Consider the following 24,382-nt stretch of genomic DNA (forward strand, 5'->3'; position numbering starts at 1 on the left):
AATTTTATTCCAATGATAATTTCCGGAAAGACAGCATCCTTCCGGTCAATTATTCCTTCCAGGTCCAGATAATTATTTAGCAGCTACACTTGTAAGTGCATCAACATATGTTTTAGCAACACGGCTATATGCACCGTTCAGCTCATAGGCTTTACGGAAAGCTTCTTCAGCTTCATCAAGACGGTCTAACTGGAAATAGGTATTTCCTAGAAACCAATATCCTTTTTCAAGGGTTAGAATCTCGATGTTTTCTTGCGCTATCACAATATTGAAGTTTTCAATGGAAGAAGAATACTCTCCATTGTTATACTGAATAGAACCGAGGCTCAAAGCCAGGTCTGCCATCAATTGAGGATCTTCAGCATTTTCAAGTTCATTTCGCAGAAGTGAAATGGCTTCCTCAATATTACCGTCAGTAGCAAGGCGAATGGCTTCCCTTATTACTTCATTAGTGACAGTTTCTAATATTCCGTCTGAATCACGAACTACATCAAGTCCGATTTGTTCAATCGGGCTTACTGAGATATTGTTCGGAGTGCTTATATTCATTATTCCAAGCGTACCTGCAATAATGATAACTGCAGCTGCGGCGGCATAGCGAACCACTTTCTGGAGGGAATATACCTTTGCTGAAGGCCGAGTTGCTTTCTTACGATCAATTATTGATTTCAGATTTGCAACACTTTTCATGTAATCTAAATAATAATCGTCCTGGATTAACTCTGCCCATAACTCATCGGTTTGTTCTGCATCTAACATTCCATTTATATACAGATCAATTTTTTTCTCCAGCTCTTTATTTACTTTACTTTCTATCATTTGTTTATATAGTTATGATTACTAACTGATTGTAAATATTAACTTACAAACGCCCCCTTTCATCACAATAACATCAGCCGGCGTTTTATTTGTTCACTTTTATAGTACTACCCAAGTTATACTATCTATGTCAAGAGTAAGTACTTCAACGTTTGTTACATTTTTATTTCAAATTTCTTAAAAATTATTTTTAGCTACTTCTTTTCTTATTATAAAGAGGGTTATTAACCCAACATTGTTACATTTTTTTAGTGCAGAAACATCAATATTAATTGATTCTAATCAACTGACTTTATGCCCTTTATCCACAAAGTAGTTTTACTTTTAGCAGGATGCCTTTTTTTGATCTCTTGCACTCAACAAAGCACGATCAAAGGAAACTTGGATTATGCAGAAAGTACGGACCTGATTCTTCAGGAGAAGCCCATCCATTATAAATATGCCCCGGTGAAAGCGGAGACTTTGAGTATTTCTGATGATGGAAGTTTTAGTTTTGCTCTGCCTATAGATACACCCGCTGTACAAACATTACATATTGGTGATAGATCTTACCCGGTTTACCTTACTCCCCAAAGTGACCTTACTATTAATATCACGCGCTCCGATTTTCCTGAAAATGTTCAAATTGAAGGTTATTCAGAAAACTGGGGAGAACGTTATAGTAATTATCTGAATGAAATTGACGGATTGGATTCTCAGATTTTGCAGGAGGTTGAAAAGATCAAAATTGGAGAACCACACCAACTTACTGAACTCAGCAAAAAGAAGTATGAAATTGCTGAAACTCACCTTCAAGATACTCCTTTAAGTGAATACTATATGAAAGCTGTTGGAGAGCACTTAGTCTTTAAAATCCGCTCAGTCGAATACAACGATCGTAATTTTGGTTCTTTCGACGCCGATTCTGCCCGAGAAGCTGTTTTTAAGGAAGCCGACTCTCTCAATTTCTTCACTTTTAAGTCACTTAAACAACAACGCGCCGGCATCCGTGATTTCGCCCACTACTATGCCCGGACCTTTGGAATTTATGATAGCGTAAAAAAAGCCTATGGAATAGATCTTTCTGAACATGATATAAAACGCGTCGCATATGAGGAGCTGAATGAAAAACGTATTCAAGTTCTGGAACATATGGAAAGCCGGGATGCACTCGCTCACGCAAAAATGTATCTGATAGCAGAGCGCATCGGAGAACAGGGGGCCGAGATCGGCCGCCCAAGCTATGAATCGTACCTGCAGGAATTCTCTGACTATACCGAATACACAGAGTTTCTTACCTATTTCTACAATGAGATCAAATCCGTTTCTCCTGGGGAACCGGCTGTTCCTTTTGCTATTCCTGATATTGATGGAAATATTCATACTATGGAAGATTACCGTGGCAAATTTGTGTTGCTGGATTTTTGGGCAGGCTGGTGTCAGCCTTGTCTGGAAGAGTTCCCACACATGCGTGATATTTATAATCGCTATTCACGAGATGAACTCGAGCTCGTAGCTATTTCCAACGAAGTGGATAGTCTGGTTTGGGTTCAAGACATAAAACGATTTAAAAATCCCTGGGTTCAGCTTTATAGTGGAGACGGCTTTGATGAAAAAACATTCACTGCTTATAAAGGCGGGGGAATTCCATTCTATATTTTAGTTGATCCGGATGGAAAAATAGCCCGATATAACGATATAAGAGCTTCATTTAATTTTACTTCTGTATTTGACTCCCTTTTAACTGAATACAAAAATTCACAAAAATGATATTTCGGATTTTTCTCGCTTTACTGTTGATACCCGGTATAGTTAGCTGCCAAGACTCTAAACCTGAAACGGAAGAGATCATAAGTTCCCAACGCTTAGGACAAATGATCGTAGTTGGATTCAGAGGCACCGAGCTTTCAGAAGAAAGCTCGATCTACAAAGACCTGACTGAGCGAAATATTTCCGGAGTGGTCTTGTTTGATCGGGATGTGGTCACGGGAAACCGAAGCCGAAATATTGCAGACCCCTCTCAACTCATGCAACTTACTAACCGGTTGATCGCAGTAGCTCCAACCTCTCCTATTATAGCTGTTGATCAGGAAGGCGGACTGGTGAGCAGGCTCAAGGAGAGTAAAGGCTTTCCAAAGTCCGTCTCTGCCGAGTATCTCGGCGAGCTGGATAATGAAGACTCTACCCGTCATTATTCTCGACAAATGGCGCAGGAATTTATGGTGGTAAGCACTAATACCAATTTCGCACCGGTTATAGATGTAAACACAAACCCCGATAACCCCGTGATCGGGAAACTGGAACGCAGCTTTTCTTCTGATCCTGAAAAAGTAGCCGAACATGCAGGATATGTTATTGATGAATACAGTAAAGAAGGGATCCTATCCGTGTTAAAACACTTTCCCGGACATGGAAGCTCTACTTCTGACAGTCATCTTGGCTTCACCGATGTAACCAACACCTGGGATGAATCCGAACTCATTCCATACAAAAAACTCTTTGCTGAAAAAGAGATTCATGCGGTGATGACAGCTCATATTTTTAACGCCAACATTGATTCCCTTTGGCCAACCACCTTATCAGATAAAACGATAAATGGCTTACTCAGAGACTCCCTTGGATTTGAAGGCGTGGTCTTTTCCGATGATATGCAAATGGATGCCATCCGGGCTGAATACGGATTGGAAACAGCCATCGAGAAAGCTATTAATGCCGGAGTGGATATCCTGATATTTGGAAACAATTTAGTGTATGAAGAGGATATTGCTGAACGCGCCATCAACATCATTCAAAAATTACTGGCAGAAGGAAGAGTCTCAAAAGAAACGGTAGAGGCCTCGCTTGCACGTATCGATAAACTCAAAGAAGAAGTGATCGCTCCGCTTTGTACCTGCATGAATTTTTTGAATGAATGAGTAACAAAGAAATTCTTTCTAAAACAGAAGCCTACGTTAGAAATAAGCTCGAAGGTGAGGGAAGCGGACATGATTGGTGGCATATTCACCGGGTCAGAAACACCGCTCTTAAACTTGGTGAAGAAGAAAACGCTGACCTCTTTGTTGTAGGACTAGCCGCCCTTCTCCATGACATTGCCGACCATAAATTTCACGGTGGGGATGAAGAAATTGGTCCTGCTACCGCCCGGAAATGGCTCACGAATTTAAATGCTGAGGAATCACTCATTAACCACGTTTGTGAGATCATTCGCGATGTTTCTTTCAAGGGTGCTGAGGTTGAAACACCTATGAAAACCATAGAAGGAAAAGTAGTGCAGGATGCAGACCGATTGGATGCCATAGGCGCTATTGGAATCGCGAGGGCCTTTGCCTACGGTGGATATAAAGGCCGTGAACTTCACAACCCCGACACCAAGCCGGCAAGCCATCATTCTTTTGACAGCTATAAAAAAAGTACCGGACCAACCATCAATCATTTCTATGAAAAGCTGTTCCTGCTCAAAGATCGAATGAACACTGCCTCCGGCCGTAAACTCGCAGAGCAGCGCCACCAATTTATGGAAGAATATGTAGATCGGTTTTTATCTGAATGGGATGGGAAATGATGAATTTTAAATGTTGAATTTTAAATAGATCCAATTCAACATTTAAAATTCATCATTTCTAATTTCCTTTATACAATTCAATCCGATATTTGACTACAAACTCATCACCCGTTTCTTCATTTGTGCCTTTACTATACAAATGTCCATCCTTGATATCGTAAATTGGTTGGTCTCTAGGTAGCTTCAACTTAGCAAGCAGCTCTCCTGATTCTTGAAGGATCCACCACTCATAAGTATCACTATCTGTGCCGACAGGTACGGCCACCCAAATTCTATTTTCATCGATTTTCCATGTTTCAATAAGTATTGATCGGTGAAAAGAATAATCCTCCGTTGAATATTCATTCAGGCGCTGACTGCTATAATCCAAAACAAATACTTTTCCAGCTTTCGCTTGCAGTCCAACCATAGTTTCATACTCACCGGGGCCTCTTCCTCTTCTACCCAACTGGTCATGGTAGCTTCCATCAGCATTATATACATAAAGTATCTGCTCATAGTTTGAGTCTACACTCCAGATAATTACCCTTTCCTGATCATCTACAACAGACCCTGAAATTTTCACGAAATACGGCTCACCTGTTTCTCCAAAAGTTTGCTCAGGAATAAGTTCTATTGAATACAGAGGGGCTGAATCTCCGGGAAATATGGTCAGGTTTTCGACTTCTTGAATGTGTGGAGGAATTTCATCAAGAATGCGACCAGGGGCTGTCTTTCCTGTTTGTTCTCCCTGTTCTGCAGGAACAGCTATTTCCGGTTTTGAACTATCCGAACATTGAATAAGAAAAAAGCATAAAAATATGCTCAGTAATAACCTTTGGGGATGTTTTATAGATGGTATCATAAAGTTTATAAATAAAGGAACTTCCTGAGAAAAATCTCTCGAATCTAAATTATGCATCAATTCGTCAGACGGACTTGAAGCCGTCAGACGAAATCTTACTTCAACTTTGAATGTTCAATGTTCCTTGTTCGATGTTCAATTCCCTTTATACGCCTCTCCTTCAATAATCCACTTCGGCTCGCCTTCTCCTTTCAGGTAGTAATCAAAATACTCCTTCATACGAATGGCGTAATCGAGACGGTTTTCTATTCTTTGGGGATGATGCGGTTCGCCGTGGTATTGTAGGAAGATCACATCTTTGTTGTAGCGACGCATCGCCAGGTACATCTCAATGCTTTGCTCCCAGGGCACCGCTCCGTCGTCATCCCCGTGCATGATCAACATCGGGGTGGTGATCTTGTCCGCATAGAATACAGGAGAATTTTCGATGTAGACTAGCGGTGCTTCAATCAGTGTTTTACCGATTCGACTTTGTGTTTTTTCATATTGAAACTGTCGAGCCATTCCGGATCCCCAGCGGATTCCGCTATAGGCACTTGTCATATTACTGACCGGTGCACCGGAAACGGCGGCATCAAAAATATCTGTTTGGGTAACCATAAAAGCTGTTTGATAGCCACTCCATGAGTGCCCATGCAAACCAAGTTTATCTTCATCCGCAATGCCCATTTCGATGAGTTTCTGAATTCCGGGAACCAGGCTCTTGGTGGCTGCAAATCCCGGGCGACCAACTTCAAAGCGAATATCCGGGAGGAACACCACATATTCATCACTTACATACTGTGCAAACACCGGACGATGATTCGTCTTTGGTTCATTGAAATCATGCAAGCGATCAGTAAAGAATCGATAGTAATACGTCATGATCGGGTAACCCTTGTTCGGATCGTAATTATCCGGTTTGATTACCACGCCTTGAATAAATTTCCCATCCACACTTAGCCAGTCGATAAGCTCCGCACTTCCCCAGTTCCATTTTTCTTTGAGATCTTCGTGCATATGTGTGAGCTTACTCGTGCGATCGAATTTCCAGTTATTGGCCACCCAGATATTTGGGAATTCGTCATAGGCTTCACGCTTATAGAGAACCGTATTCCCATCTTCTGCCTTTTGTACAAAGGTGAATTTCTTATCCTCTTCCAGTATTCGGTTCACTCCGGAATGATTCGTTCTTGCGGTATAAAAACCAAAATTCTTATCCATATCGTGATAGGAAGTCAGCAACAGCTCCTCATTATTGCCAAATGCCTCTCCCCAGTCCTTATTCATTTCCTCAATGCGGAAAATACGTTTGTCTTCACGGCCTTCGCCATCGGTGATATTTCTTGAATTACCCGTTGAAGTTTCGAATCGCCAGATGTCATATTTATCATAGATCATCACGGCAGCATCATTTTCGATCCATCCTGCTACCCCATATCCCGGTACATCAGATGGGTAATCATGATCTTCATCATAGAATGGTACATCTATTTCTACGGTAAGATTTTGTGATTCCAAGGATTCGGTATCCATCAGATACCAATGCATATCTTCATAATAAGCTACAAAATTTCCTTCCGGCGATAGATACACCCATCCACCGAAGTACTCTAAAAATTGTGTTCGATTGCCGGTGTTCAGATCTACTGTAAAATAATCGCGATAGGTTCCATCCCAGGTTCGCTCGCGCATATAAGGAAGGTCCGTGCTTCCAAGTACTACATTTGGATTATGGGCTACACTAACATCGGGCATGTCATGGTCCGCCAGTTGCACCCACTCGTTTCTGTCGAGATGATACACAGCTACATACAGATGATTTTTTCGGGAATTCCAGGTATTCTTTTCATGTGTTTTAATAAGTGGGTCATCTCCGTGCCAGATATCAAGTCCACGGTCATCCGTAATTTTATCTATATCATAAATATCAGGCTCACCATTCTCTTCGTTTTCCTTTTCAGATCCTATATCGGCCATTTTTGCATCCATGAATCCGAAAAATAATCGGTTGCCATCATTAGTGAATGTGAGCCGGTTGTTGGACCTAAGTGTGAAGCCTTCGTTTCCGTCATCTGCATTCAGCAATGTGATCAACTCATTATTCCCGCCATTCCAGATATGAAGAGAAGCATCACCTTCCACATAAGAAGAATCGTAGGTTGCTTTGGTGAAAGCCAGTTTTTGAAGATCGTGATCCCAGGTTAGATTTGTATAGAATCCACTTTCTACACCATCTATCATGCGAGTCTCTTCTTCATCCAAATCGAACAGATACAAGCCATTCATGGAATCAGAGGTATCCACAACTGAATATGCCAGATAATTGGAAAGGCTGTCAAAAGCTACTTCCCTGACAAATGGAATATCATAGACATCTCCGGAAGAGAGATTCTTCAACAAAAGCTTGGTACCCAATTTTCTATTCTTGGATTTCAGATCCTCCACTTCTTTACTTTGCATGTGATGGACAGCCAGCCAGTTACCATCTCCTGAAAATGAGAAAGTTCGCACGCTGTCAAACTCAGAAATATTCCCGTTATTCGTAGATAACAGCGACAATCCCTGCTGAGGTTTATCATTCCCCTCTTTCAACTGCTCTGCAAGCGGGACTTTTCGAAAAGCCGCAACCCAATCGCCGTTTGGGGTGATCTTTGGGGAAGCTCCTAAGGAGATGGAATAGGTAGTTCTTCCATTTGTACTTTTTACTTCTACTTTCCCGTCTCCGCGATCGGGCCATACTTCGTAAGCCACCCAGTTACCATTTGCAGAAAGTTCTATTGAGCCGATATCATTAAATTTCATAACGTCTTCGAAACTCAAAACGCCCTGAGCCGTAGTCAGAGTGGAGAACATTAGACCGATCAAAGGAATTAAGTAGTAGCGGATTTTCATACTATGCATAGATCTTGGGTTAGTTTTGTATAATCACTCAAAGAAAATGTATTCAATCATCAGATAAAATGTTAATTCTGTTTCTTTAGGATAATTTTACCAATAATATATTCTACACTATGAAAAATTCAGATTACACCTATGATTATTTTTTGGAGGCTTTCAATGAAGCTAAACAAACCGCTACGAATTTAACTGAAAGCGTATCTGATGAAATATTTCGACAAAAACCAAGCGAGGATAAATGGTGTATGGGAGAAATTTTGAGTCATTTGGTACAAGCCGGAAATGAATACCTGCCACAGATCGAGCAAGCGCTGAATAAGCCGGATGATAAACTGGCTAAAGGAAAAGAACCTTTCACCCCAAACTTTGCTATGAGATGGTTTATAGGGCAGGTTAGTCCAGAAAATCGCCGTAAACTGCCTACTGTATCCTCCTTTGAACCCATTCGCTCTGCAGATCTTAATATCTCTAAAACATTGGCTGATTTCGTACAATTACAAGATAATTTCATCCATATACTTAAAAGGGCAAAACTTGAAGGCTGGGACTTAGACCGTATCAAAGCACGAAACCCCATTATCAAGATAGTTCCAATGTCACTGACAGCTTGTTTTGGGGTTGCTGATGCCCATCAGCGACGTCATTTTGAGCAGATGAGAATGCTAAAGGATCAATTTGATCAAGAACCAGTTAACTCCAGCACAGAACATCAGGAAGGAGCTAAAGAATAAGTTGTAGAATCGGCTTTATTTACCGGTCAAATTTACGTTCTCGCTCAGGGTATTCATCATATGGAAACAAGAACAATCCGTATGGTTCGTGTCCTTCTTTTCCCACATCCTGATGATGTCGCTGATGGGCTCTCCGAATTAGTTTCATGAGCTTATTGTCACTACTGAAGGGGACGAATCGCTTATGTGCAAACAGATCGTGAATGATAAAGTACAGTACTCCATAAACCGATATCCCTGCGCCAACGCCAAATGCAGGTGAGGTGAACATGGCATTTGCCCCATCAATCATCAGCCATATCGAGACACTTGCAAAGAACAGGGAAAAAACATCATTGAGTTCAAATAAACCGTGATTTGGCTTATGGTGAGATTCATGGATCTTCCACAGCAACCCGTGAAAAAGCCAGCGATGTACACAGTATGAAACAATCTCCATCCCCCCGAATCCAATAAAAATAAATGTGATCAAGTATAGCCAATCCATATTTCTCTATTTTTAATGCGTGCCCAATATAAGCTAAACAACAGCAGCACAGAATTTTGTACTGATCATAGTTTGCTATCCGATTTCTTCTCTTCAGCCCAACTAAATTTTTGAGATAATAGTTTATACTTTCTTCAATTACACATATATTATACATGTAATCTTAAAACCAGCGAGGCATTTTTGGAGAGACTTAAAATATATCAGGGCGGGTCGGAAAAAAAGCCCAAATATGACATGAAGCTTTCACAAAAAGCAGAGACCGGTTTTGTATCACCGGCGGCCGATCATCTCCAAAAACCGCTGGACCTTGAAGAGCTGATCGTGCATCATCCCGCAGCAACATTTTATGTTCGGGCTGAAGGAAATGCGATGCAGGCATCAGGCATCCATGACGGAGATATTCTGGTGGTTGATCGAAGTATTCATCCTAAAGAAGGAGCCATTGTAATAGCAGCGATCGAAGAAGAACCCGTAATCCGGAGGCTAGTTAAAAGAGGTTCGCGACTATTTTTGATCTCTGATGCACCCAAATTTGAGCCTATCACCATTCATCCTGATACCAATTGGTTGATCTGGGGGGTGGTTACGCATGTGATACACAGGTATAAGTCATGAACATAGATCCCGGATCTTTCAATAACCGAAGCTCCATCGTGTATGCGATGATCGATTGCAATAATTTTTATGCCTCTTGCGAGCGCGTCTTCAATCCAAAGTTAGAAGGGAAACCCATTGTAATTCTCTCCAATAATGATGGGTGTGTCATCGCAAGATCGGAAGAAGCCAAAGACCTTGGAATTCCTATGGGTGCTCCGGAATTTAAGTTTCGAAGATTCTTCAAGGATAATGGAGTGGTCGTACGATCATCAAATTATCCACTATATGGAGATATGTCGCGGCGGGTAATGGAAGTACTTCGCAACCTCACCCACGATATTGAAGTTTATAGTATTGATGAAGCTTTTGCTGAACTATCTACCCAAACCTATTCTGATCTAAACGAATATGGCAGGGTCATCAAACAAACTATATATCAATGGACCGGTTTGCCGGTCTCAGTGGGAATTGCTCCCAGCAAGACTCTTGCAAAAATTGCAAATGAAACAGCAAAACGAAACCTCACTTATAAAGGGGTTTTAAATTTATGCAATAATCCCGGAACCGATCAGATCTTAAAAAAAATGCCCCTTCAAAAAGTCTGGGGTATTGGGCATAATCTAACGATCCGCCTCAATCGTTTTGATGTCAATACTGCTTATGATCTGAAACAAAAAGTGGATTATAAGCGGTGGGTGCGTAAACATTTGAATGTAACAGGATTGCGAACAGTTCTGGAATTAAATGGTTTGCCGTGTATGCAACTGAGTGAAGCGCTGGAATCCAGAAAAGGTATTCTCACCTCACGTATGTTTGGTAAACCGCTCTATGACCTCACAGAAATTGAAGAAGCTGTTTCTACCTATATCTCCCGGGCAGCAGAAAAATTACGAGCCCAACATTCACTCGCTTCAAATATGCAGGTCACGTTGATTGGGGATAAATTTAAGAACCCCAAATCCAAGTATAAATACGGAGCTTATACTTCTTTCAAAGTACCAACCGCTCATACTCCGACACTCATTCATGCAGGAAAACAGATCACCAGATCTATTCACCTCCCCGAAACCAAATACAAAAAGGCAGCCATCATGCTAACCGGATTGGTCCACAACAGTGAAGTCCAGATGGATCTATTTGATCCCGAACTTTATACACGGCAACAATACACTCTGATGGAATGTATAGATCAAATAAATACCCGACATGGAAGAAACACCGCTGCTTTTGCTGCTACCGGACTACACCGGAAAAATAATGAGGCAGTGGACTGGAAGATGAATCAGAACTTTTTGAGCAAAAGATATACTACGGAATGGGAAGATATTATGATCGCTCAAGCGAGATGAAAGTTGAGAGTTGAGAGTTGACAGGGTGATATTAGCAATAAGAAAATACTACTTCTAGAATCTGCATCCTTGTTAGCCCAACATAACCCGTTTTTATATCTCCATCACTTTATCAGCTTTCACCTTTCACTCAACTACTAACTCCGAAGCTTCTTTACCGAGCTGCATTCCAAGAGCTACCCCCATTCCACTGAGTCCGGCTACCAACGCCGTCTTATCTGAGATGCGTTTCAATATAGGGCTTTTCGTTGGTGTGAATCCCATGATCCCCGACCATTCGATCTCGATCTCCCACCCTTTTGGCAACTTTAGAACATCATCAGCAAAACTAATAAGGTGATTTTTGATCTTTTCATTTGTACCAAAATCTGTTGTTGTTTCAACATCAATGTCTAAACTTCGAGCTCCGCCGAGTAACAACCGGTCTTCTCCAGCTCCTCTGAAATAATAGTATCCCGCATCATAGTGATAGGTCCCGTTCCATTTAAGATCTTTGATCGGTTTGGTAACAAATACAAATCCACGGCCGGGTTTGATGTCAACACTACTCAACAGTTTTGACGTGAATGAATTAGTCGCTATAGCCAGTCGTTCAGCCTTGAGCTCAATCCCATTTTCAAGAATGAGCACAGCCTGAGTTTCCTCGATCTTTTTTACCTGAGTCTGCCAACGAAATTCTACTCCCAGCTTGAGGTTCTTTTCATACAGAGTGCGCATCATTTTCCCGGGATGAAGACATCCCTCATGCTCAATACTGATGGCAGGAAATCCATTATGCTCTGTAGCCTGATATACCTGATCAGCTCCGGCAGCTTCATTCAGCCAACGATTGCAAATATCCAAATGTTCCAGAGCTTCGGTATATACTTTTTTATCCGTAAAGACCTCATATGCACCGGGTTCTCGATACCCGATATTTTCATCACCGAGCGTTTCTCTCAATAACTGCAAGCCGTTAAATCGACGACGAATTCGTTCTATGATCCTGGACTCTTCTTCGATCTTCATATCCGCCATATGCTCAGTAACTGAGCCAAAACAAGCAAATCCCGCATTCCGTGTACTGGCCCCGATTGGAAAAAATCCACGATCAATGACCATAACCCTCTCGTCAGGATGAGCTTTCTTATAGAAATGAGCAATGGATTGTCCGGTTAAACCGGCTCCAACGATGATCAGGTCGTATGTTCGGTCATATAATTCTGATTCCCAAAAAGAGCGTTCTGCATGTATCATTTGTGATCAAAAACTAAGCTTACCATTAATGGAGTAGCAACCTCAAAAAACCGGTCGTCCACGTTGTATTTGGAATGATGCCAGGGATAATAGGAATCAGCTTCTTCACTTCCGCTTCCCACAAAAAAGAACGCACCCGGAAAATGTTTCTGATAGAAAGCGAAATCCTCACCTGCCATAATTGGCCTTCTCATTTCAACAACTGCTTCTTCGCCAAATAATTCTATGGCTGAATTAAGTACGGTTTGCGCTTCCTTTTCGGTATTAATAACTGCCGGATACCCCCTGTTAAATTGAAATTTATAGCTACCCCCGGCCGATTCTGTAATTCCCTTTGCAATAGACTCCAGCTTTTCGATCACTAAATTCTCAGTTTGTGGAGAAAGGGTTCGGGCGGTTCCCCATAACTTTACCTTTTCGGGAATGATATTATGAGCCGTTCCACCTTCAATTCGTCCAACTGTGACTACCACAGGTTCAGTAGGATCTACATTTCGGCTGGCTATAGTTTGGACCGCATTGATATACTGTGAAGCCAGTACCACCGGGTCAATGGCTTCATGAGCCCGTGCTGCATGTCCGCCCTTTCCTATGATCTCCACCTCAAATTCCGAAGTAGAAGCCATCAAAGCTCCAGGCTTCGTTGCCATTGTTCCAACCTTGTGCATCGGTGAGGTATGAATCCCGTAAATTGCATCTACCCCTTTATTTTGCAAAAATCCTGTCTCACTCAGCATTTTTCCTCCGCCCGGAAGTTTTTCTTCTCCGGGCTGAAAAACGAACAACACGGTTCCTTCAATTTCAGCCTGTAATTCTTTTAATATCTTAGCAGCTGTGAGGAGATTTGAGGTATGTGCATCATGTCCACAACAATGAGCTACACCATCATTTTCAGACAAAAACTCTGACTTTGCAGACCCTTCTTCAAAAATAGGCAAAGCATCAATATCAGCACGGAGCGCGATTACTTTATTCGATTTCTTAGCTCCTTCTAAAATCCCTACACATCCTGTTTCAAGCGGACTTTCATATGGAATATCCAATTTATCTAACTCAGCTTTAATAAACTTCGTGGTCTCAAATTCCATAAAGCTAAGCTCGGGATGCCTGTGCAAATATCGACGGGTCTCAATAGCTTCCGGAAGGTATTTTCCAGAAAGGTTTTTAATTTTGGAATGCATGCTCATTACCGTGAATTATACTTTCCCTGATAATAAGGATATTATGGGAGTTGACGTAACCTTTTGAATACTATACCGTATTTATATGGGTTACTTAAAATGAAGGACATATGAAAACATCATCTTGGGAAATAATTATAGCCGGCTTTATCTTCGTAGGGGTTGCTATTTACCTTATTGAAAGTGGAACTGAGGCTCCAAAACCTCCTCAACCACCTACCCCTCCTGACAGTATTCAACTGAATTTTGACGGAGAACGCCTAAAGCTCATCGAACTTAAAAACCTGGAAAATTTAGAGAATCTAAAAAATCTTGAGAATCTTGAAAACCTGAAGAACTTGAGTAATTTAAGGAATCTCACGAATTTTTTACCTGCTGAGATCAGAGCTGAAGTTGAGGCTGAGATCGATGAAGCCATGAAAGAATTTGAGCAGGAAAGTGTCGATGTGGTCCTGAATTCTGAAAAGGGAACAATTTCAATCAATCGTGCCATGTCCGTTTCTTCAGGGGGATGGACCGCTGTTTCTACTGGTATTTTTGCCTACGTCAAAGAATTTGACTCCGAAGAACTTAAAGAAGCTCAGTTACGGTTACCCTTCGGATCCATTGATATTGTTGGGAGTTCTGATCCTCAGGCAAAATTAACCATTCAGGCATCAGGACAAGTTTCTACAAAAGAAGATCTTAGATCAAAATTAAATACCTTTGCAGACATCAATCCTGAAACTGCGCTTTTCGAGATCAGGACAAGAGGAGATAAAGCGGGTGATCATAACATTCAACTGCAAGCAACGCTCCAGATTCCGCATCAGGTTAAAGTACACAGCATTACCAATGCCGGGCATATTTCATCAAATAATATAGATGGAAGTCAGTTTTATAAGACATTAGGAGGACATATTACCCTGGTTAATCTGTCCGGTGAAATTCATGCCGAAACCGGAGGAGGCCATATTACCGTTACTGATTCAGAAGGCGATTTTGCCCTTAGTTCAAAAGGTGGAAACATCCATGCAGAACATTCAAACGGATCTTTGGTAATGAAAACAGCCGGTGGCAATCTACAGGCTCATGATTTTAGCGGCTACTTTGAGGCAACCACCAATGGTGGAAATATTGAGCTCAGATTATTGGATATAACCGGACGTTCCAATGCTTCAACCGGAGCGGGAAGTATTAGTATAAGGTTTCCTAAAAATGGAAACGCTGCTTTTGATCTTTCAGGAAGTTCAGTTGAAATTGGTCCTGATCTAAATTTTCAGGGTTCAAGATCCTCAGCCTCGGCAACGGGGAACATTGGTAGTGGAGGAAATAACCTAACTGCAAAAACAAACTATGGAAGTATAATCCTGAAGAGTATCGAATGACCGCATTAAAATTCGATATGTTTAGGTTATAGTTTTCGCTTACCTTAGGCTAAGGATTTCACTTAGTCGAATAAGCCTCATGGCACTATCATTACATTCTACCAAAGACGGCTCTTCCACTCTTTATTCTGATCAATTCAGTCAGTTTTACCATAACCCCAACGGTGCGGCGACAGAAAGCCTCTATGTTTTTTTTCAGACCTCAGGCCTTATCAAATTTCTTGAAAAGGCTTCATCCCTCTCGGTTTTGGAAGTCGGTTTTGGTACCGGATTAAACTTTCTGCTTCTGGCAGATATTCTTAAAGAACAACAGATCAATATTCCGGTTAAGTTCTATTCCATAGAGGCATTTCCGGTTGATCAGGAAACAGCAAACAAGTTTGACTTCAAGAATCACATTAAACATCGAGAGCTTGATCAGGTTCTCCCAAAGGTTTTTAAAGAGCTGAAACCGGGAATGAATGTATTGAAACCTATTGATGATCTCGATTTAGAATTGAACCTGTTCCACGGTACTTTTGAAGACTTTAATATTAAGGGTCTTCATGCCGACTTTATCTTTCATGATCCCTTCTCTCCTGAAGTCAATGCTGAACTCTGGAGTCTTGATACCTTTACAAAACTTCGATCATTTTCCGGGTCTGGAACTGTCTTAGCAACCTACTGTGCTGCTTCTAAGGCACGTGGTGCAATGTGTGCGGCAGGGTGGTTTGTAGCTAAAGCTCAGGGTGCTTTAGGAAAACGTGAGATGACATTAGCATCCCTTTCCGAAGATAAATTAACCCCTTTAAAAAGAGTGAATGAAAAGCGACTTGCTAACCGATATAGAAGCGGAGACTTCGATTGATCTTATGGTTCTCTATTTTGGCGACAGGGATATCAGACAAATTCAGTGATCAATTTTTTGATCTCATCAATACCCTCGCGGGAACTCGCTGAATAAGGCAGGATCGGAACTTCAATATTCATTTCTTTCATGATACGCCGAACCTTGGCTTTTGCCTGATTGACTTTATTTCTGGAAATTTTATCAGCTTTGGAAAGCACAACAGCAAAGGGTTTTTCATTCATCCCCATCCAATAAAAGAAGTCTTCATCGAGCTGACTTGGGTCATGTCGCACATCTACCACATGCAGAATCAACTTCAATGATTCTCTGTCCATCAAATAATCCCGAATGCTTTTTCCCCAACGTTCTCTTTCCTTTTTGGGGACTTTAGCATATCCATATCCGGGCAGATCCACAAAAAAACACTCTTCACCAAGCTTGTAATAATTCATCTGCTGTGTCTTGCCCGGCACATTAGAAGTGCGTGCAATATTTTTTTTATTCAGCAGGGTATTGATAAGTGAAGACTTCCCCACGTTTGATCTTCCGGCAAAACATATTTCTGGCAAACCGGCCGGCGGACATTCTTCGAGTTTGGTAGCACTGGTGATAAACTTTGGTTGGGCATTAAACATCAAATCAGCTCGTTGGCTTCCTTTTCTACACCAAAATTTACCGGTACAGGGTAATCTCCTGTGAAGCAGGCAGTGCAGTAATCATTCTCGGAAGGGTTAGACTCTTTCACTGCATCAACCAATCCATCCGGAGAGAGATATCTCAAACTGTCAACGCCGATCTCTTTCGCCATTTTCTCTATATCGCGATCAAATTTATTAGCGATCAATTCATCAGGACTTGGGAAATCCATTCCATAATAACATGGGCTGATGATAGGCGGAGAACTGACCAGAAAGTGAACCTCAGATGGGTTACAATCCCGAATCATATCAACAAGGTATCGGGAAGTAGTTCCCCTAACGATCGAATCATCTACAATAATAACAGGTCGTCCCTCAAGAACTCCACGAACAGGGTTAAACTTAGTCCGCACTTTCTGTTCCCGTGATTTTTGACCCGGGGAAATAAATGTTCGGCCCACATAATGATTTCGGATCAATCCCATATCATATTGACAATCATGGCCTAATTTTTGGCTCTCAGTTGCATAACCCAAGGCTGCGGTGTTACTTGAATCCGGCACTGAAATAACAACCGGACGCTTTCCTGTAGTATCGTTTTTAACGATCTCACTCAAAGGATGTTCTTTTGCTAACCGCTTACCCAGGTTACGGCGAATTTTATCTACCATCTCTCCAAAGATCATACTGTCAGGTCGGGAAAAATATACATATTCAAAAATGCACTGACTGGTACTTGTTCCTTTTGCGGGAGGAATAAAAAATGATTTTGGTTCTCCCGTTTCTGCAGCTTCTTTGTCGATCACTACCACTTCACCGGGCTTTACATCGCGGATATATTCTGCATCATTTATATCAAAAGCACATGTTTCGCTTGCTACACAAAAGGAACCGTCAACTTTACCCAAAGCCAAAGGCCGAAATCCATTAGGGTCACGAACAGCGATCAATTTATCATCCGTCAAAATCACCAGGCAATAAGCCCCTTCGATCTGCCGGAGTGCGTCCATGATCTGATCCATTTGGTCTTCATACAAGCTGTGTGAGATCAGGTGAAGTATGAGTTCAGTATCAGAAGTACTTTGAAACAGCACCCCTTCCTTGCGAAAACGCTCCCTTATTTGTTTCGCATTGGATAGATTTCCGTTATGCCCAATTGCTAAATTTCCATTCCGATAATGCACTCTGAAAGGCTGAATATTAGCCGGGTTCTTGGAAGAACCTGAAGTTGAGTACCGGTTATGCCCGATGGCATTATTCCCTTTCAGGATTTTATTAAATACTTTCGACTTATTGAACACATTTAATACCAAACCAAAATCTTTATAAGCCGGCATTGCAAAGCGTTCTTTATCCTCATCAAAATAAGAAGTTACAATTCCTGCAGATTCCTGTCCGCGATGCTGGAGGGCATGCAATCCATAATAGGTATGCACTGCAGCATCAGGGTGATTATAGATACCGTAGATTCCACAATATTCGCGAGGTTTGTCGCTCATATCAAATACTCCAAGCTAATGAGGGTTGATGAGCCTTAAAGATAAGAAATGATTAGGGGTTTCGGGAATTATAACTGCTACAAGTTTTCGACAGGTTATACACACAAAATCTATGCCTGAACTTTTGGTAATTCAATAAAAAAGGATGTCCCTACACCTTCTTCACTTTCAAACCAAATCCGGCCATTCATTCGCTCCAGAAAATCTTTGCTGATGCTCAGCCCAAAGCCGGTACCTTTTTCATTTTGCGTCCCTTCACGTGTCCAATTCTTACTGTCAAAGATCTTGTCTTTAGCCTCTTCTGGTATCCCAATTCCGGAGTCTTTAATGAGAAGTTGAGTTGTATTTTCGTTTTCTGATGTTGAGATCTCAATGATATCTCCTTTATCAGTAAACTTTATCGCATTGTAAACCACATTTCTCATCACCATTTTGAGAGCATTTAAATCAGCAAGCACCGTCATATTTTGTGGCACTTTCTGTATGATCTTTACCCCTTTTTTATCAGCTACGAATTCTTGCCCTACAACTACATCATCAGTTACTTTTTTCAGATCTATAGGTTTTAAATTCATTTCTACACCTGAAAGCTGTTCTTTTGCCCATACTAAAAGATCTTCCATTACATTTAAATTCTTTTGAATGGACCCTTCCATTTCGTTAACCATCAATTCTACCTCATCTTTTGAAATGAGGTTGTTCTTCATCATATATAAAATTCCCTGCATGGATGTAAGTGGCGACCTGAGGTCATGAGAAATGATGGCAAATAATTTATCTTTCGATGAATTGACTTCTTCGAGTTCTGTCTTCTGTTCTTTTAACGTTTTGAGCATTTCTTCTCTTTCCTTCGAAGTCTTTTTCATCATAAAAAGTAAAACAATGATCAATGCAATGATCACTCCACCAGAGAAAATCATAATTACCTGAAACTGTATTCTTCGCTCCTGCTGAACCTGTTTATCTTCCAGTAAGCGATTGATCTCACTTTGTCGGGTTAACTCTAACTGACTTTTCAGATCTGCAAGTTCTCTTTCTTTCTCCAAGTCGGAGAGGCTATCAGATAGTACATTGAATTCATTTAGTAGCCGATATGCTTCCTCAAAATCACCTAATCTGCTGTAGGCTCGGTTCAGTTTTTCGACTGCATTCAACTTGTATTCGGTATTTCCTATCCTTTCTGCAGCAGAAGAGGCATTACTTAAAAAGCGTACAGATTCCTGCAATCTACCAGTATCCAAATACATGCTTCCAAGAACTAAATAATTATAGTAGGAGCCCTCCAGGATACCCATTTGCTCAGTAAGTTCCAGTGATTCCAGCATCAACTTTTCGCCTTCTTCATAGCGACCCATTTTTGCCAGTGTACTACCTTGATTGTGCAATAATATTGCCGGGGGAACCTGTGGCCTCAGCTCCAGAAAAAGCCCCTCTGCAAGTTCATAGTTTTCTAAAGCTTCTTCATATTGCTCATTATTACTTAAGGCATTACCGAGATTTAACCGGGCTCTTAGGATATCTGATTTCGAATTTTCTGTCTCCGCCATTTCAAGAGATCTCCGCAAATAATATATTGCACGCTCAGGATCCTCCATATCATTGTAAACTGTAACAAGATTGTTATATAAAACAATGAGTATGGCTGTATCCTTTCTACTATTTGCAAATTCTACAGCTTCCAAATAGTTCGACAAAGCAGCATTCATTTGCCCTAAAGATCGGTATGCAACAGCTGAATTTTGTAACAACCCAATCGACAACCGTTCAGAAATATTCGAAGGCAACCTTCCCAGATACTTTTGAGCTTCTTCAAACATCTGAATGGCCTTTTTATGATCACCCTTCAAAGAATGAGCCTGTGCCAAAGAATTGTAATGATGGCTCAAATCATCACTATCAGGATTTTCCTCGATCAGCCCTGCTAAAAGCTCTATGGCGACCTCCGGTTCACTGCGGGTTATATAGGCATCAGCCATTAGCCTTGTTGCAGTTTCGTTGCCTTTATGATATCCAATATCAAATGAAAGGCTGTCTGCTCTGTTTAATAGATCAAAAGCATGCTCATAGTTGCCTTGGTCTGCAGCCTGTTCTCCTTCTCTAAGTAGTTCACGAACATCGGTACTGTCTGGGAGGTTTTGAGCATAGATGAAAGAGCTGAAAACCCCTGCTCCCAAGAACAGCATTAGAGTCAAACTTCTGATTAGATAAGTTCTTGGTGTGGAAAGCAATGTTTTTTTGATTGGTTAAAACATTACTAATATAAAAAAGCCCTCCATAATAAGAAGGGCTTAATCCTTAATTATCATAATTTTTCAGTTTTCCAGAGTTGCCTCCAGTTTGATCTCTACACCGCTGAGTGCTTTCGAAACCGGGCAGCCATTTTTTGCAGCATTAGCAATTTCCTGAAACTTATCATTATCGATGTTCGGCACATCTCCTTTTGAGATCAACTTTATAGTTGTAATAGCACCGGCACCCCCGTCGATAGTAACTTCAGCATGTGTTTCTACAGAATTTGGCGTGAACCCGGCTTTATCCAACTCGTTTGAAAAAGCCATCGAAAAACAGCCCGCATGTGCAGCACCAATGAGTTCTTCAGGATTTGAACCTGATTTATCTTCAAAACGTGTGGCAAAACTATAATTACCTTCATAGGAACCACTTTCCAATTTCATAGTTCCATTACCTGATTTCAGGTCTCCTTTCCAAATTGCTTCTGCTTTCTTTGTAGGCATAATTTTTAAGTCTTTTTTAAGTTTTATGGTATGTTGAATTTAACAAACCGAGAGAAGAATGCATTCCTAAAAATAGCCTCAAAAAAAAGACAGTTAAGTTCTCTTAACTGTCTTTTTGAGCGGGAAACGAGATTTCCCGTGACTACGGGACGACCTTCACGTTGACAACATAATACTCTACAACTAAACTATTCGATGTATTCATTTTCATCTGATTTGATCAATCCTTCTATATATGCCCGACTTTTCTGCCTCTTGATGTGATTCTCCCATTTCAAGGCTTACGACTTCACATCAAAGCTTTTACTGTATTTAATGACCCATGGTATCCCAGACTTTGTCGAACGACTCCATCCTTCATTATGGCGTTCCAATCTTTTCTCAACCCCTACTGAAGTTGAACCAATATAATATTTATCAGAACTTAGACTGTAAATGATATACGTTTTATACATGTCTTCCCCAAAATAAAAAGGACAGCCAAATACTACCTGACTGTCCTTTTTGAGCGGGAAACGAGATTCGAACTCGCGACCCTCACGTTGGCAACGTGATGCTCTACCACTGAGCTATTCCCGCTTGTATCAATAAATTTTCCCTTTTGACAGGGCATCAAATATAAGGGCGATACCTATTACTATTCAACTCTTTTTTTAACTTTCTGAAAGTTAGTGTAATCTTTATTCATTAATTGTGAACCGAACTTAGTTTCATATACTAAATTGAAATTTCTTTCACGGAACCAAGTAGTCTTCCCAGAAACTTATTCCCGTATACTTTTTGAATATGCTGCATGTCAGCGATGATCACCAATAATTCCTTGCTTCGGGAAAAAGCCACATTTAGCAGACGTGGAACCGAGAGTCCGTTTTTCTTTTCATCAAAAGGCCGTACAGAATAGTGTCGCATTCCGCCGTTTTGCCACTCCCCGCTCATCACTGTATCGAAGATAATGACTGATTTTTCTCTTCCCTGAAAAGTATGGATCGTACCTACTTCAATATCACCATATCCCTTTTCCCAAAGGTGATTCCGTACTTTATATACGCTATTCCTAAATGGAACAATGATCCCAATATCATCGTGAGAATGATTCCTGGTGAGACGTTTCACACTTTCTTCTATCAATCGGTGATGGACTTCATTGATGGGTTTAAACCCCCTCTCACCTGTTTCCTGCTCCAGCACAGGGTTGTACTTCGCCGTATCGATCAGGGCTACCGAAGCAACGCTGTCTTCCAGAATTCTGCCATCGGCCGGTTTCCCTGACTTCAACCGGCCTTCATAAAAAACCGAGCTAATGACCCCGGCCAGATCGTCTTTCATACGATACTGTACATCAAAAAAACTTGTGAACTGGGGGTTTAAGTCGTGCCAGCTAAACAGGTCTTCAGTGCTTTGAGATTTGGAAACAAAAGTAAAGATATCCTGCTCTAAAAAATCCCGGGATTTGGGATGGTCAGTGAGAGCAATAGGCGGAAGTTGCATGGGATCACCGGCAACAACCAGATGTTGTTTACTCTTAGCCGCCATAAGGAGCATATATGGAATTCCTGCCATAGATCCCTCATCAACAACTACGGCATCGTAACTGATATTATAGAACAGCTCTGAGGTACAAACTTTGGCCAGCGTGGTAGCTACCAGTTGTTTCTTCTTTAGCTCGTATCGCTCATTCAGGTTCATCAACCGGTCGATCTCAATTTCAACCGACTCTGCCCCTCCATATTCTTCCAATTTATTCCCGGCAAGCTGACATTCCATCTCCAGTTTATCCGGAATTTCTTCCCCGTTTCTCATCAGATCATCGATCTTTTCCTGAAGCTTTTCATAATTACTGAGCGTATTTGAGAGCGATACGGCATCAGCCTTTCTGCTATCTAATTTAGTCTTTACCTGGTGTTCGAATAGAATATCTTCAAGACGGGGATCATCAAGAGCAGCTTCCCCATATCGTGTAGTATTCTGAAGATTATATCCGGGATCAATTTCATATAAAGCTTCTATCACGCTTAACAGACCTACATCGACGGCGCGATTTGTGTTTGAAACGAAGAGAACCCGTTTTTTTTGATTAAGTAAATTAGCAACGATATATCCTAATGTAGCTGTTTTACCCGTTCCCGGAGGCCCCCAAACATAGAGAATATTATTCTTCAGGGATTTCTGGATGGCATCTTTTTGAGATTCATTTCGCCATTTATCTACTTTTATATCTATTGCTCCCTCTTGCTTTTTGAAATGCTCTTCAGGCTGAAGGAGTGCTTTCAGTTGTGGAATTTCCTCTGCTTTATCCTGAAGTTTGAAGAGATGCTCTTCCATCTTTTTAAGCACAAAATCATTTTCCCATTCCAGGAAAACCTCTTCTATCTTACTGCCCACATTCTCCGGAAACTCTAACCTTACCTTCTTGTCTTTAAACTCTACAGGATTCACTTTGTGTTCTTTTGAATCGATCTTAGCCCGAACCTCCTCAGCGAATCGCAATCCTTTATTCTGCGTTTCGAATGTGTAGATATATTCTCCTGAGATCTTCTCCAGGGTTCCATTGAAAAGCACATCCGTGGAAGGGGTCTCTCTTACGGCAACTATCTCTTTCTCAATGGCTTCGATTGCCTGCTGTAAAACTTTCTTAATCAAGTAATGCTCATTTTAAATGTTAAATATTAAATGAGGGAGCCATTTAGCATTCAACATTATTGAATTTAAAATTTCATTGGTCCCATAATTCGGCGCGGATCATCTCTGAACTTTTTTCGGACAGAAGATACTCTAATCGTAATCGGCTTTTTTCGGGAACTTTCTGCTCTACCAGTCGCGCACTTTCCGGAGTGTATAAGATAAGGTCTGATTCACGAACAAAAAGAGGCAATGATTTTCCATAGATGGTTCCGGCTACAAACGAGCCTTCAAAATGGATCGATCTCTTCAGTTCCTCAATGATCTTGGGAATGGTGTCATCAGAACCGGTTACCAGACCGATGGTAGCGATCGCAGCACGGTCCACCATATTGAGCAAAATATCCGGATCGTAGTCGTATACGATCGGGATGATAAGCAAGCTTTCTCTCAGGCTTCTGAAATTGCTCATGAGGTGGATGGGCACGAAGAGCGCATCATACTTTGCCGCGCTTTCATATTCGCTCGCACTGATAACCTGACTTTTAACGCCCACTTGTTTCTTGATGGCATCGGAGAGCATTTTTGCCACTTCATGATTTTCTCCCACGCTTGCACAAGTTTGGATCCGATCCGGCCATTCCATAAATCCAAGCTGCTCCTGAAATAGCAACTCGATCTCGGATTCATCCAATCCGTAGCCAATGAGTTCTTCCACCAGCGCCTGTACTTTTTCTCCTCCAACCTCCAGCCGTGCAGACTTATCAAGCAGTGTGTTTTGATTCTTTACCGTAAAGCCGCGTCCCTGCTCGCCCAGAATCAATCCTTCATCCTCCAGAATATGGTAAGCTTTTCTCACGGTATGAAAACTGGCTTCCAGCTGTTGGCCCAATTCCCGGGTAGACGGTAACATCTCTCCCACTTGAAACTGTTTGGTAGCGATCATCAGTCGAATTCGGTCAGCGATATGTTTGGCGGAGGTTTTCAATTTGCTTGTTTTAAATTTAATACTATTTTATTAGTAAAT

General features: G+C 41.3%; 21 protein-coding genes and 1 tRNA gene. 8 read left to right on the forward strand and 14 right to left on the reverse strand.

Features of this window, described 5'->3' with window-relative positions; all coding sequences use genetic code 11:
- Positions 1–72: 72 nt before the first annotated feature.
- Positions 73–819 (reverse strand): tetratricopeptide repeat protein, encoded by a 747-nt coding sequence (locus ACFSVN_RS10245; RefSeq protein WP_390301996.1) that lies wholly within the window; start codon positions 817–819, stop codon positions 73–75.
- A 294-nt stretch (positions 820–1,113) separates the two neighbouring features.
- Between ACFSVN_RS10245 and ACFSVN_RS10250 the strand changes: the two genes are divergently transcribed.
- The 3 genes from ACFSVN_RS10250 to ACFSVN_RS10260 are packed head-to-tail and all read left to right on the forward strand — an operon-like array spanning position 1,114 to position 4,360.
- Complete coding sequence (locus ACFSVN_RS10250; protein ID WP_390301999.1) at positions 1,114–2,568, forward strand: TlpA family protein disulfide reductase; 1,455 nt, start codon at positions 1,114–1,116, stop codon at positions 2,566–2,568.
- On the forward strand, positions 2,565–3,713 hold the full coding sequence (locus ACFSVN_RS10255; protein ID WP_390302002.1) for a glycoside hydrolase family 3 protein: 1,149 nt from the start codon (positions 2,565–2,567) through the stop codon (positions 3,711–3,713). Before ACFSVN_RS10250 ends, ACFSVN_RS10255 begins: the two co-directional genes overlap by 4 nt.
- Positions 3,710–4,360 carry an HD domain-containing protein gene (locus tag ACFSVN_RS10260; RefSeq protein WP_390302005.1) on the forward strand — a complete coding sequence of 217 codons (651 nt, stop codon included), beginning with the start codon at positions 3,710–3,712 and terminating at the stop codon, positions 4,358–4,360. The genes ACFSVN_RS10255 and ACFSVN_RS10260 overlap by 4 nt, the downstream gene beginning before the upstream one ends.
- A 58-nt stretch (positions 4,361–4,418) precedes the next feature.
- Here the strand turns inward: ACFSVN_RS10260 and ACFSVN_RS10265 are convergent, their stop codons facing one another.
- Both ACFSVN_RS10265 and ACFSVN_RS10270 read right to left on the reverse strand, forming a co-directional pair.
- Positions 4,419–5,204, reverse strand: coding sequence for a 6-bladed beta-propeller (locus ACFSVN_RS10265; RefSeq protein ID WP_390302008.1), 786 nt, complete (start codon positions 5,202–5,204; stop codon positions 4,419–4,421).
- A gap of 135 nt (positions 5,205–5,339) precedes the next feature.
- A complete protein-coding gene (locus ACFSVN_RS10270; protein WP_390302011.1) occupies positions 5,340–8,087 on the reverse strand; it encodes an alpha/beta hydrolase family protein in 2,748 nt (915 codons plus the stop codon).
- Positions 8,088–8,197: 110 nt separating this feature from the next.
- Between ACFSVN_RS10270 and ACFSVN_RS10275 the strand changes: the two genes are divergently transcribed.
- Complete coding sequence (locus tag ACFSVN_RS10275) at positions 8,198–8,815, forward strand: DinB family protein (RefSeq protein ID WP_390302014.1); 618 nt, start codon at positions 8,198–8,200, stop codon at positions 8,813–8,815.
- A gap of 19 nt (positions 8,816–8,834) precedes the next feature.
- Here ACFSVN_RS10275 and ACFSVN_RS10280 read toward each other — a convergent pair whose 3' ends face one another.
- Positions 8,835–9,302, reverse strand: a complete 468-nt coding sequence (locus ACFSVN_RS10280) for a sterol desaturase family protein (protein ID WP_390302018.1) — start codon at positions 9,300–9,302, stop codon at positions 8,835–8,837.
- Positions 9,303–9,539: 237 nt separating this feature from the next.
- Here ACFSVN_RS10280 and ACFSVN_RS10285 point away from each other — a divergent pair, with 237 nt between their 5' ends.
- Together ACFSVN_RS10285 and ACFSVN_RS10290 are read left to right on the forward strand one after the other, a co-directional pair.
- Positions 9,540–9,920, forward strand: a complete 381-nt coding sequence (locus tag ACFSVN_RS10285; RefSeq protein WP_390302021.1) for a LexA family protein — start codon at positions 9,540–9,542, stop codon at positions 9,918–9,920.
- On the forward strand, positions 9,917–11,251 hold the full coding sequence (locus ACFSVN_RS10290) for a Y-family DNA polymerase (protein WP_390302024.1): 1,335 nt from the start codon (positions 9,917–9,919) through the stop codon (positions 11,249–11,251). The genes ACFSVN_RS10285 and ACFSVN_RS10290 overlap by 4 nt, the downstream gene beginning before the upstream one ends.
- A 126-nt stretch (positions 11,252–11,377) precedes the next feature.
- On the opposite strand, the gene ACFSVN_RS10295 is transcribed toward ACFSVN_RS10290, so the two are convergent.
- Together ACFSVN_RS10295 and ACFSVN_RS10300 are read right to left on the reverse strand one after the other, a co-directional pair.
- Positions 11,378–12,487 carry an NAD(P)/FAD-dependent oxidoreductase gene (locus tag ACFSVN_RS10295; RefSeq protein ID WP_390302027.1) on the reverse strand — a complete coding sequence of 370 codons (1,110 nt, stop codon included), beginning with the start codon at positions 12,485–12,487 and terminating at the stop codon, positions 11,378–11,380.
- Entirely contained in the window at positions 12,484–13,668 is a 1,185-nt protein-coding gene (locus ACFSVN_RS10300; RefSeq protein WP_390302030.1) for a M20 metallopeptidase family protein, read from the reverse strand. The genes ACFSVN_RS10295 and ACFSVN_RS10300 overlap by 4 nt, the downstream gene beginning before the upstream one ends.
- A gap of 110 nt (positions 13,669–13,778) precedes the next feature.
- Between ACFSVN_RS10300 and ACFSVN_RS10305 the strand changes: the two genes are divergently transcribed.
- Positions 13,779–15,035: a DUF4097 family beta strand repeat-containing protein gene (locus tag ACFSVN_RS10305; RefSeq protein ID WP_390302033.1), complete on the forward strand. Its 1,257-nt coding sequence runs from the start codon at positions 13,779–13,781 to the stop codon at positions 15,033–15,035.
- Between the two features lie 79 nt (positions 15,036–15,114).
- Positions 15,115–15,882, forward strand: coding sequence for a tRNA (5-methylaminomethyl-2-thiouridine)(34)-methyltransferase MnmD (gene mnmD / locus ACFSVN_RS10310; protein WP_390302035.1), 768 nt, complete (start codon positions 15,115–15,117; stop codon positions 15,880–15,882).
- 32 nt (positions 15,883–15,914) lie between these two features.
- Here mnmD and yihA read toward each other — a convergent pair whose 3' ends face one another.
- The 8 genes from yihA to ACFSVN_RS10350 form a co-directional block, all read right to left on the reverse strand.
- Complete coding sequence (yihA, locus tag ACFSVN_RS10315) at positions 15,915–16,499, reverse strand: ribosome biogenesis GTP-binding protein YihA/YsxC (RefSeq protein ID WP_390302038.1); 585 nt, start codon at positions 16,497–16,499, stop codon at positions 15,915–15,917.
- Positions 16,499–18,001 carry an amidophosphoribosyltransferase gene (purF, locus tag ACFSVN_RS10320; RefSeq protein ID WP_390302041.1) on the reverse strand — a complete coding sequence of 501 codons (1,503 nt, stop codon included), beginning with the start codon at positions 17,999–18,001 and terminating at the stop codon, positions 16,499–16,501. The genes yihA and purF overlap by 1 nt, the downstream gene beginning before the upstream one ends.
- A 110-nt stretch (positions 18,002–18,111) precedes the next feature.
- On the reverse strand, positions 18,112–20,229 hold the full coding sequence (locus ACFSVN_RS10325) for a tetratricopeptide repeat-containing sensor histidine kinase (protein WP_390302044.1): 2,118 nt from the start codon (positions 20,227–20,229) through the stop codon (positions 18,112–18,114).
- Between the two features lie 84 nt (positions 20,230–20,313).
- A complete protein-coding gene (locus ACFSVN_RS10330) occupies positions 20,314–20,736 on the reverse strand; it encodes an OsmC family protein (protein ID WP_390302047.1) in 423 nt (140 codons plus the stop codon).
- Between the two features lie 281 nt (positions 20,737–21,017).
- The gene (locus ACFSVN_RS10335; protein WP_390302050.1) at positions 21,018–21,191 is read right to left on the reverse strand and encodes a GIY-YIG nuclease family protein; all 174 of its coding nucleotides are present in this window, start codon (positions 21,189–21,191) and stop codon (positions 21,018–21,020) included.
- Positions 21,192–21,243: 52 nt separating this feature from the next.
- Positions 21,244–21,315: transfer RNA gene (locus ACFSVN_RS10340), tRNA-Gly, on the reverse strand.
- A 138-nt stretch (positions 21,316–21,453) separates the two neighbouring features.
- The gene (locus ACFSVN_RS10345; protein ID WP_390302053.1) at positions 21,454–23,376 is read right to left on the reverse strand and encodes a DEAD/DEAH box helicase; all 1,923 of its coding nucleotides are present in this window, start codon (positions 23,374–23,376) and stop codon (positions 21,454–21,456) included.
- A gap of 73 nt (positions 23,377–23,449) precedes the next feature.
- On the reverse strand, positions 23,450–24,343 hold the full coding sequence (locus tag ACFSVN_RS10350; RefSeq protein ID WP_390302056.1) for a GntR family transcriptional regulator: 894 nt from the start codon (positions 24,341–24,343) through the stop codon (positions 23,450–23,452).
- Between the last annotated feature and the right edge of the window lie 39 nt (positions 24,344–24,382).

Origin of the sequence: Gracilimonas halophila, from assembly GCF_042684365.1 — a bacterium.
GTDB classification, from domain to species: domain Bacteria; phylum Bacteroidota; class Rhodothermia; order Balneolales; family Balneolaceae; genus Gracilimonas; species Gracilimonas halophila.

What these genes read in the sequence shown, in the direction of transcription:
- ACFSVN_RS10290 (WP_390302024.1), top strand. Translation starts at nt 9,917, where the DNA reads ATGAACATAGATCCCGGATCTTTCAATAACCGAAGCTCCATCGTGTAT.
- ACFSVN_RS10275 (WP_390302014.1), top strand. Translation starts at nt 8,198, where the DNA reads ATGAAAAATTCAGATTACACCTATGATTATTTTTTGGAGGCTTTCAAT.
- ACFSVN_RS10300 (WP_390302030.1), bottom strand. Translation starts at nt 13,668, where the DNA reads ATGCATTCCAAAATTAAAAACCTTTCTGGAAAATACCTTCCGGAAGCT.
- ACFSVN_RS10295 (WP_390302027.1), bottom strand. Translation starts at nt 12,487, where the DNA reads ATGATACATGCAGAACGCTCTTTTTGGGAATCAGAATTATATGACCGA.
- ACFSVN_RS10245 (WP_390301996.1), bottom strand. Translation starts at nt 819, where the DNA reads ATGATAGAAAGTAAAGTAAATAAAGAGCTGGAGAAAAAAATTGATCTG.
- purF (WP_390302041.1), bottom strand. Translation starts at nt 18,001, where the DNA reads ATGAGCGACAAACCTCGCGAATATTGTGGAATCTACGGTATCTATAAT.
- ACFSVN_RS10335 (WP_390302050.1), bottom strand. Translation starts at nt 21,191, where the DNA reads ATGTATAAAACGTATATCATTTACAGTCTAAGTTCTGATAAATATTAT.
- ACFSVN_RS10285 (WP_390302021.1), top strand. Translation starts at nt 9,540, where the DNA reads ATGAAGCTTTCACAAAAAGCAGAGACCGGTTTTGTATCACCGGCGGCC.
- ACFSVN_RS10265 (WP_390302008.1), bottom strand. Translation starts at nt 5,204, where the DNA reads ATGATACCATCTATAAAACATCCCCAAAGGTTATTACTGAGCATATTT.
- ACFSVN_RS10305 (WP_390302033.1), top strand. Translation starts at nt 13,779, where the DNA reads ATGAAAACATCATCTTGGGAAATAATTATAGCCGGCTTTATCTTCGTA.
- mnmD (WP_390302035.1), top strand. Translation starts at nt 15,115, where the DNA reads ATGGCACTATCATTACATTCTACCAAAGACGGCTCTTCCACTCTTTAT.
- ACFSVN_RS10280 (WP_390302018.1), bottom strand. Translation starts at nt 9,302, where the DNA reads ATGGATTGGCTATACTTGATCACATTTATTTTTATTGGATTCGGGGGG.
- yihA (WP_390302038.1), bottom strand. Translation starts at nt 16,499, where the DNA reads ATGTTTAATGCCCAACCAAAGTTTATCACCAGTGCTACCAAACTCGAA.
- ACFSVN_RS10260 (WP_390302005.1), top strand. Translation starts at nt 3,710, where the DNA reads ATGAGTAACAAAGAAATTCTTTCTAAAACAGAAGCCTACGTTAGAAAT.
- ACFSVN_RS10330 (WP_390302047.1), bottom strand. Translation starts at nt 20,736, where the DNA reads ATGCCTACAAAGAAAGCAGAAGCAATTTGGAAAGGAGACCTGAAATCA.
- ACFSVN_RS10255 (WP_390302002.1), top strand. Translation starts at nt 2,565, where the DNA reads ATGATATTTCGGATTTTTCTCGCTTTACTGTTGATACCCGGTATAGTT.
- ACFSVN_RS10270 (WP_390302011.1), bottom strand. Translation starts at nt 8,087, where the DNA reads ATGCATAGTATGAAAATCCGCTACTACTTAATTCCTTTGATCGGTCTA.
- ACFSVN_RS10250 (WP_390301999.1), top strand. Translation starts at nt 1,114, where the DNA reads ATGCCCTTTATCCACAAAGTAGTTTTACTTTTAGCAGGATGCCTTTTT.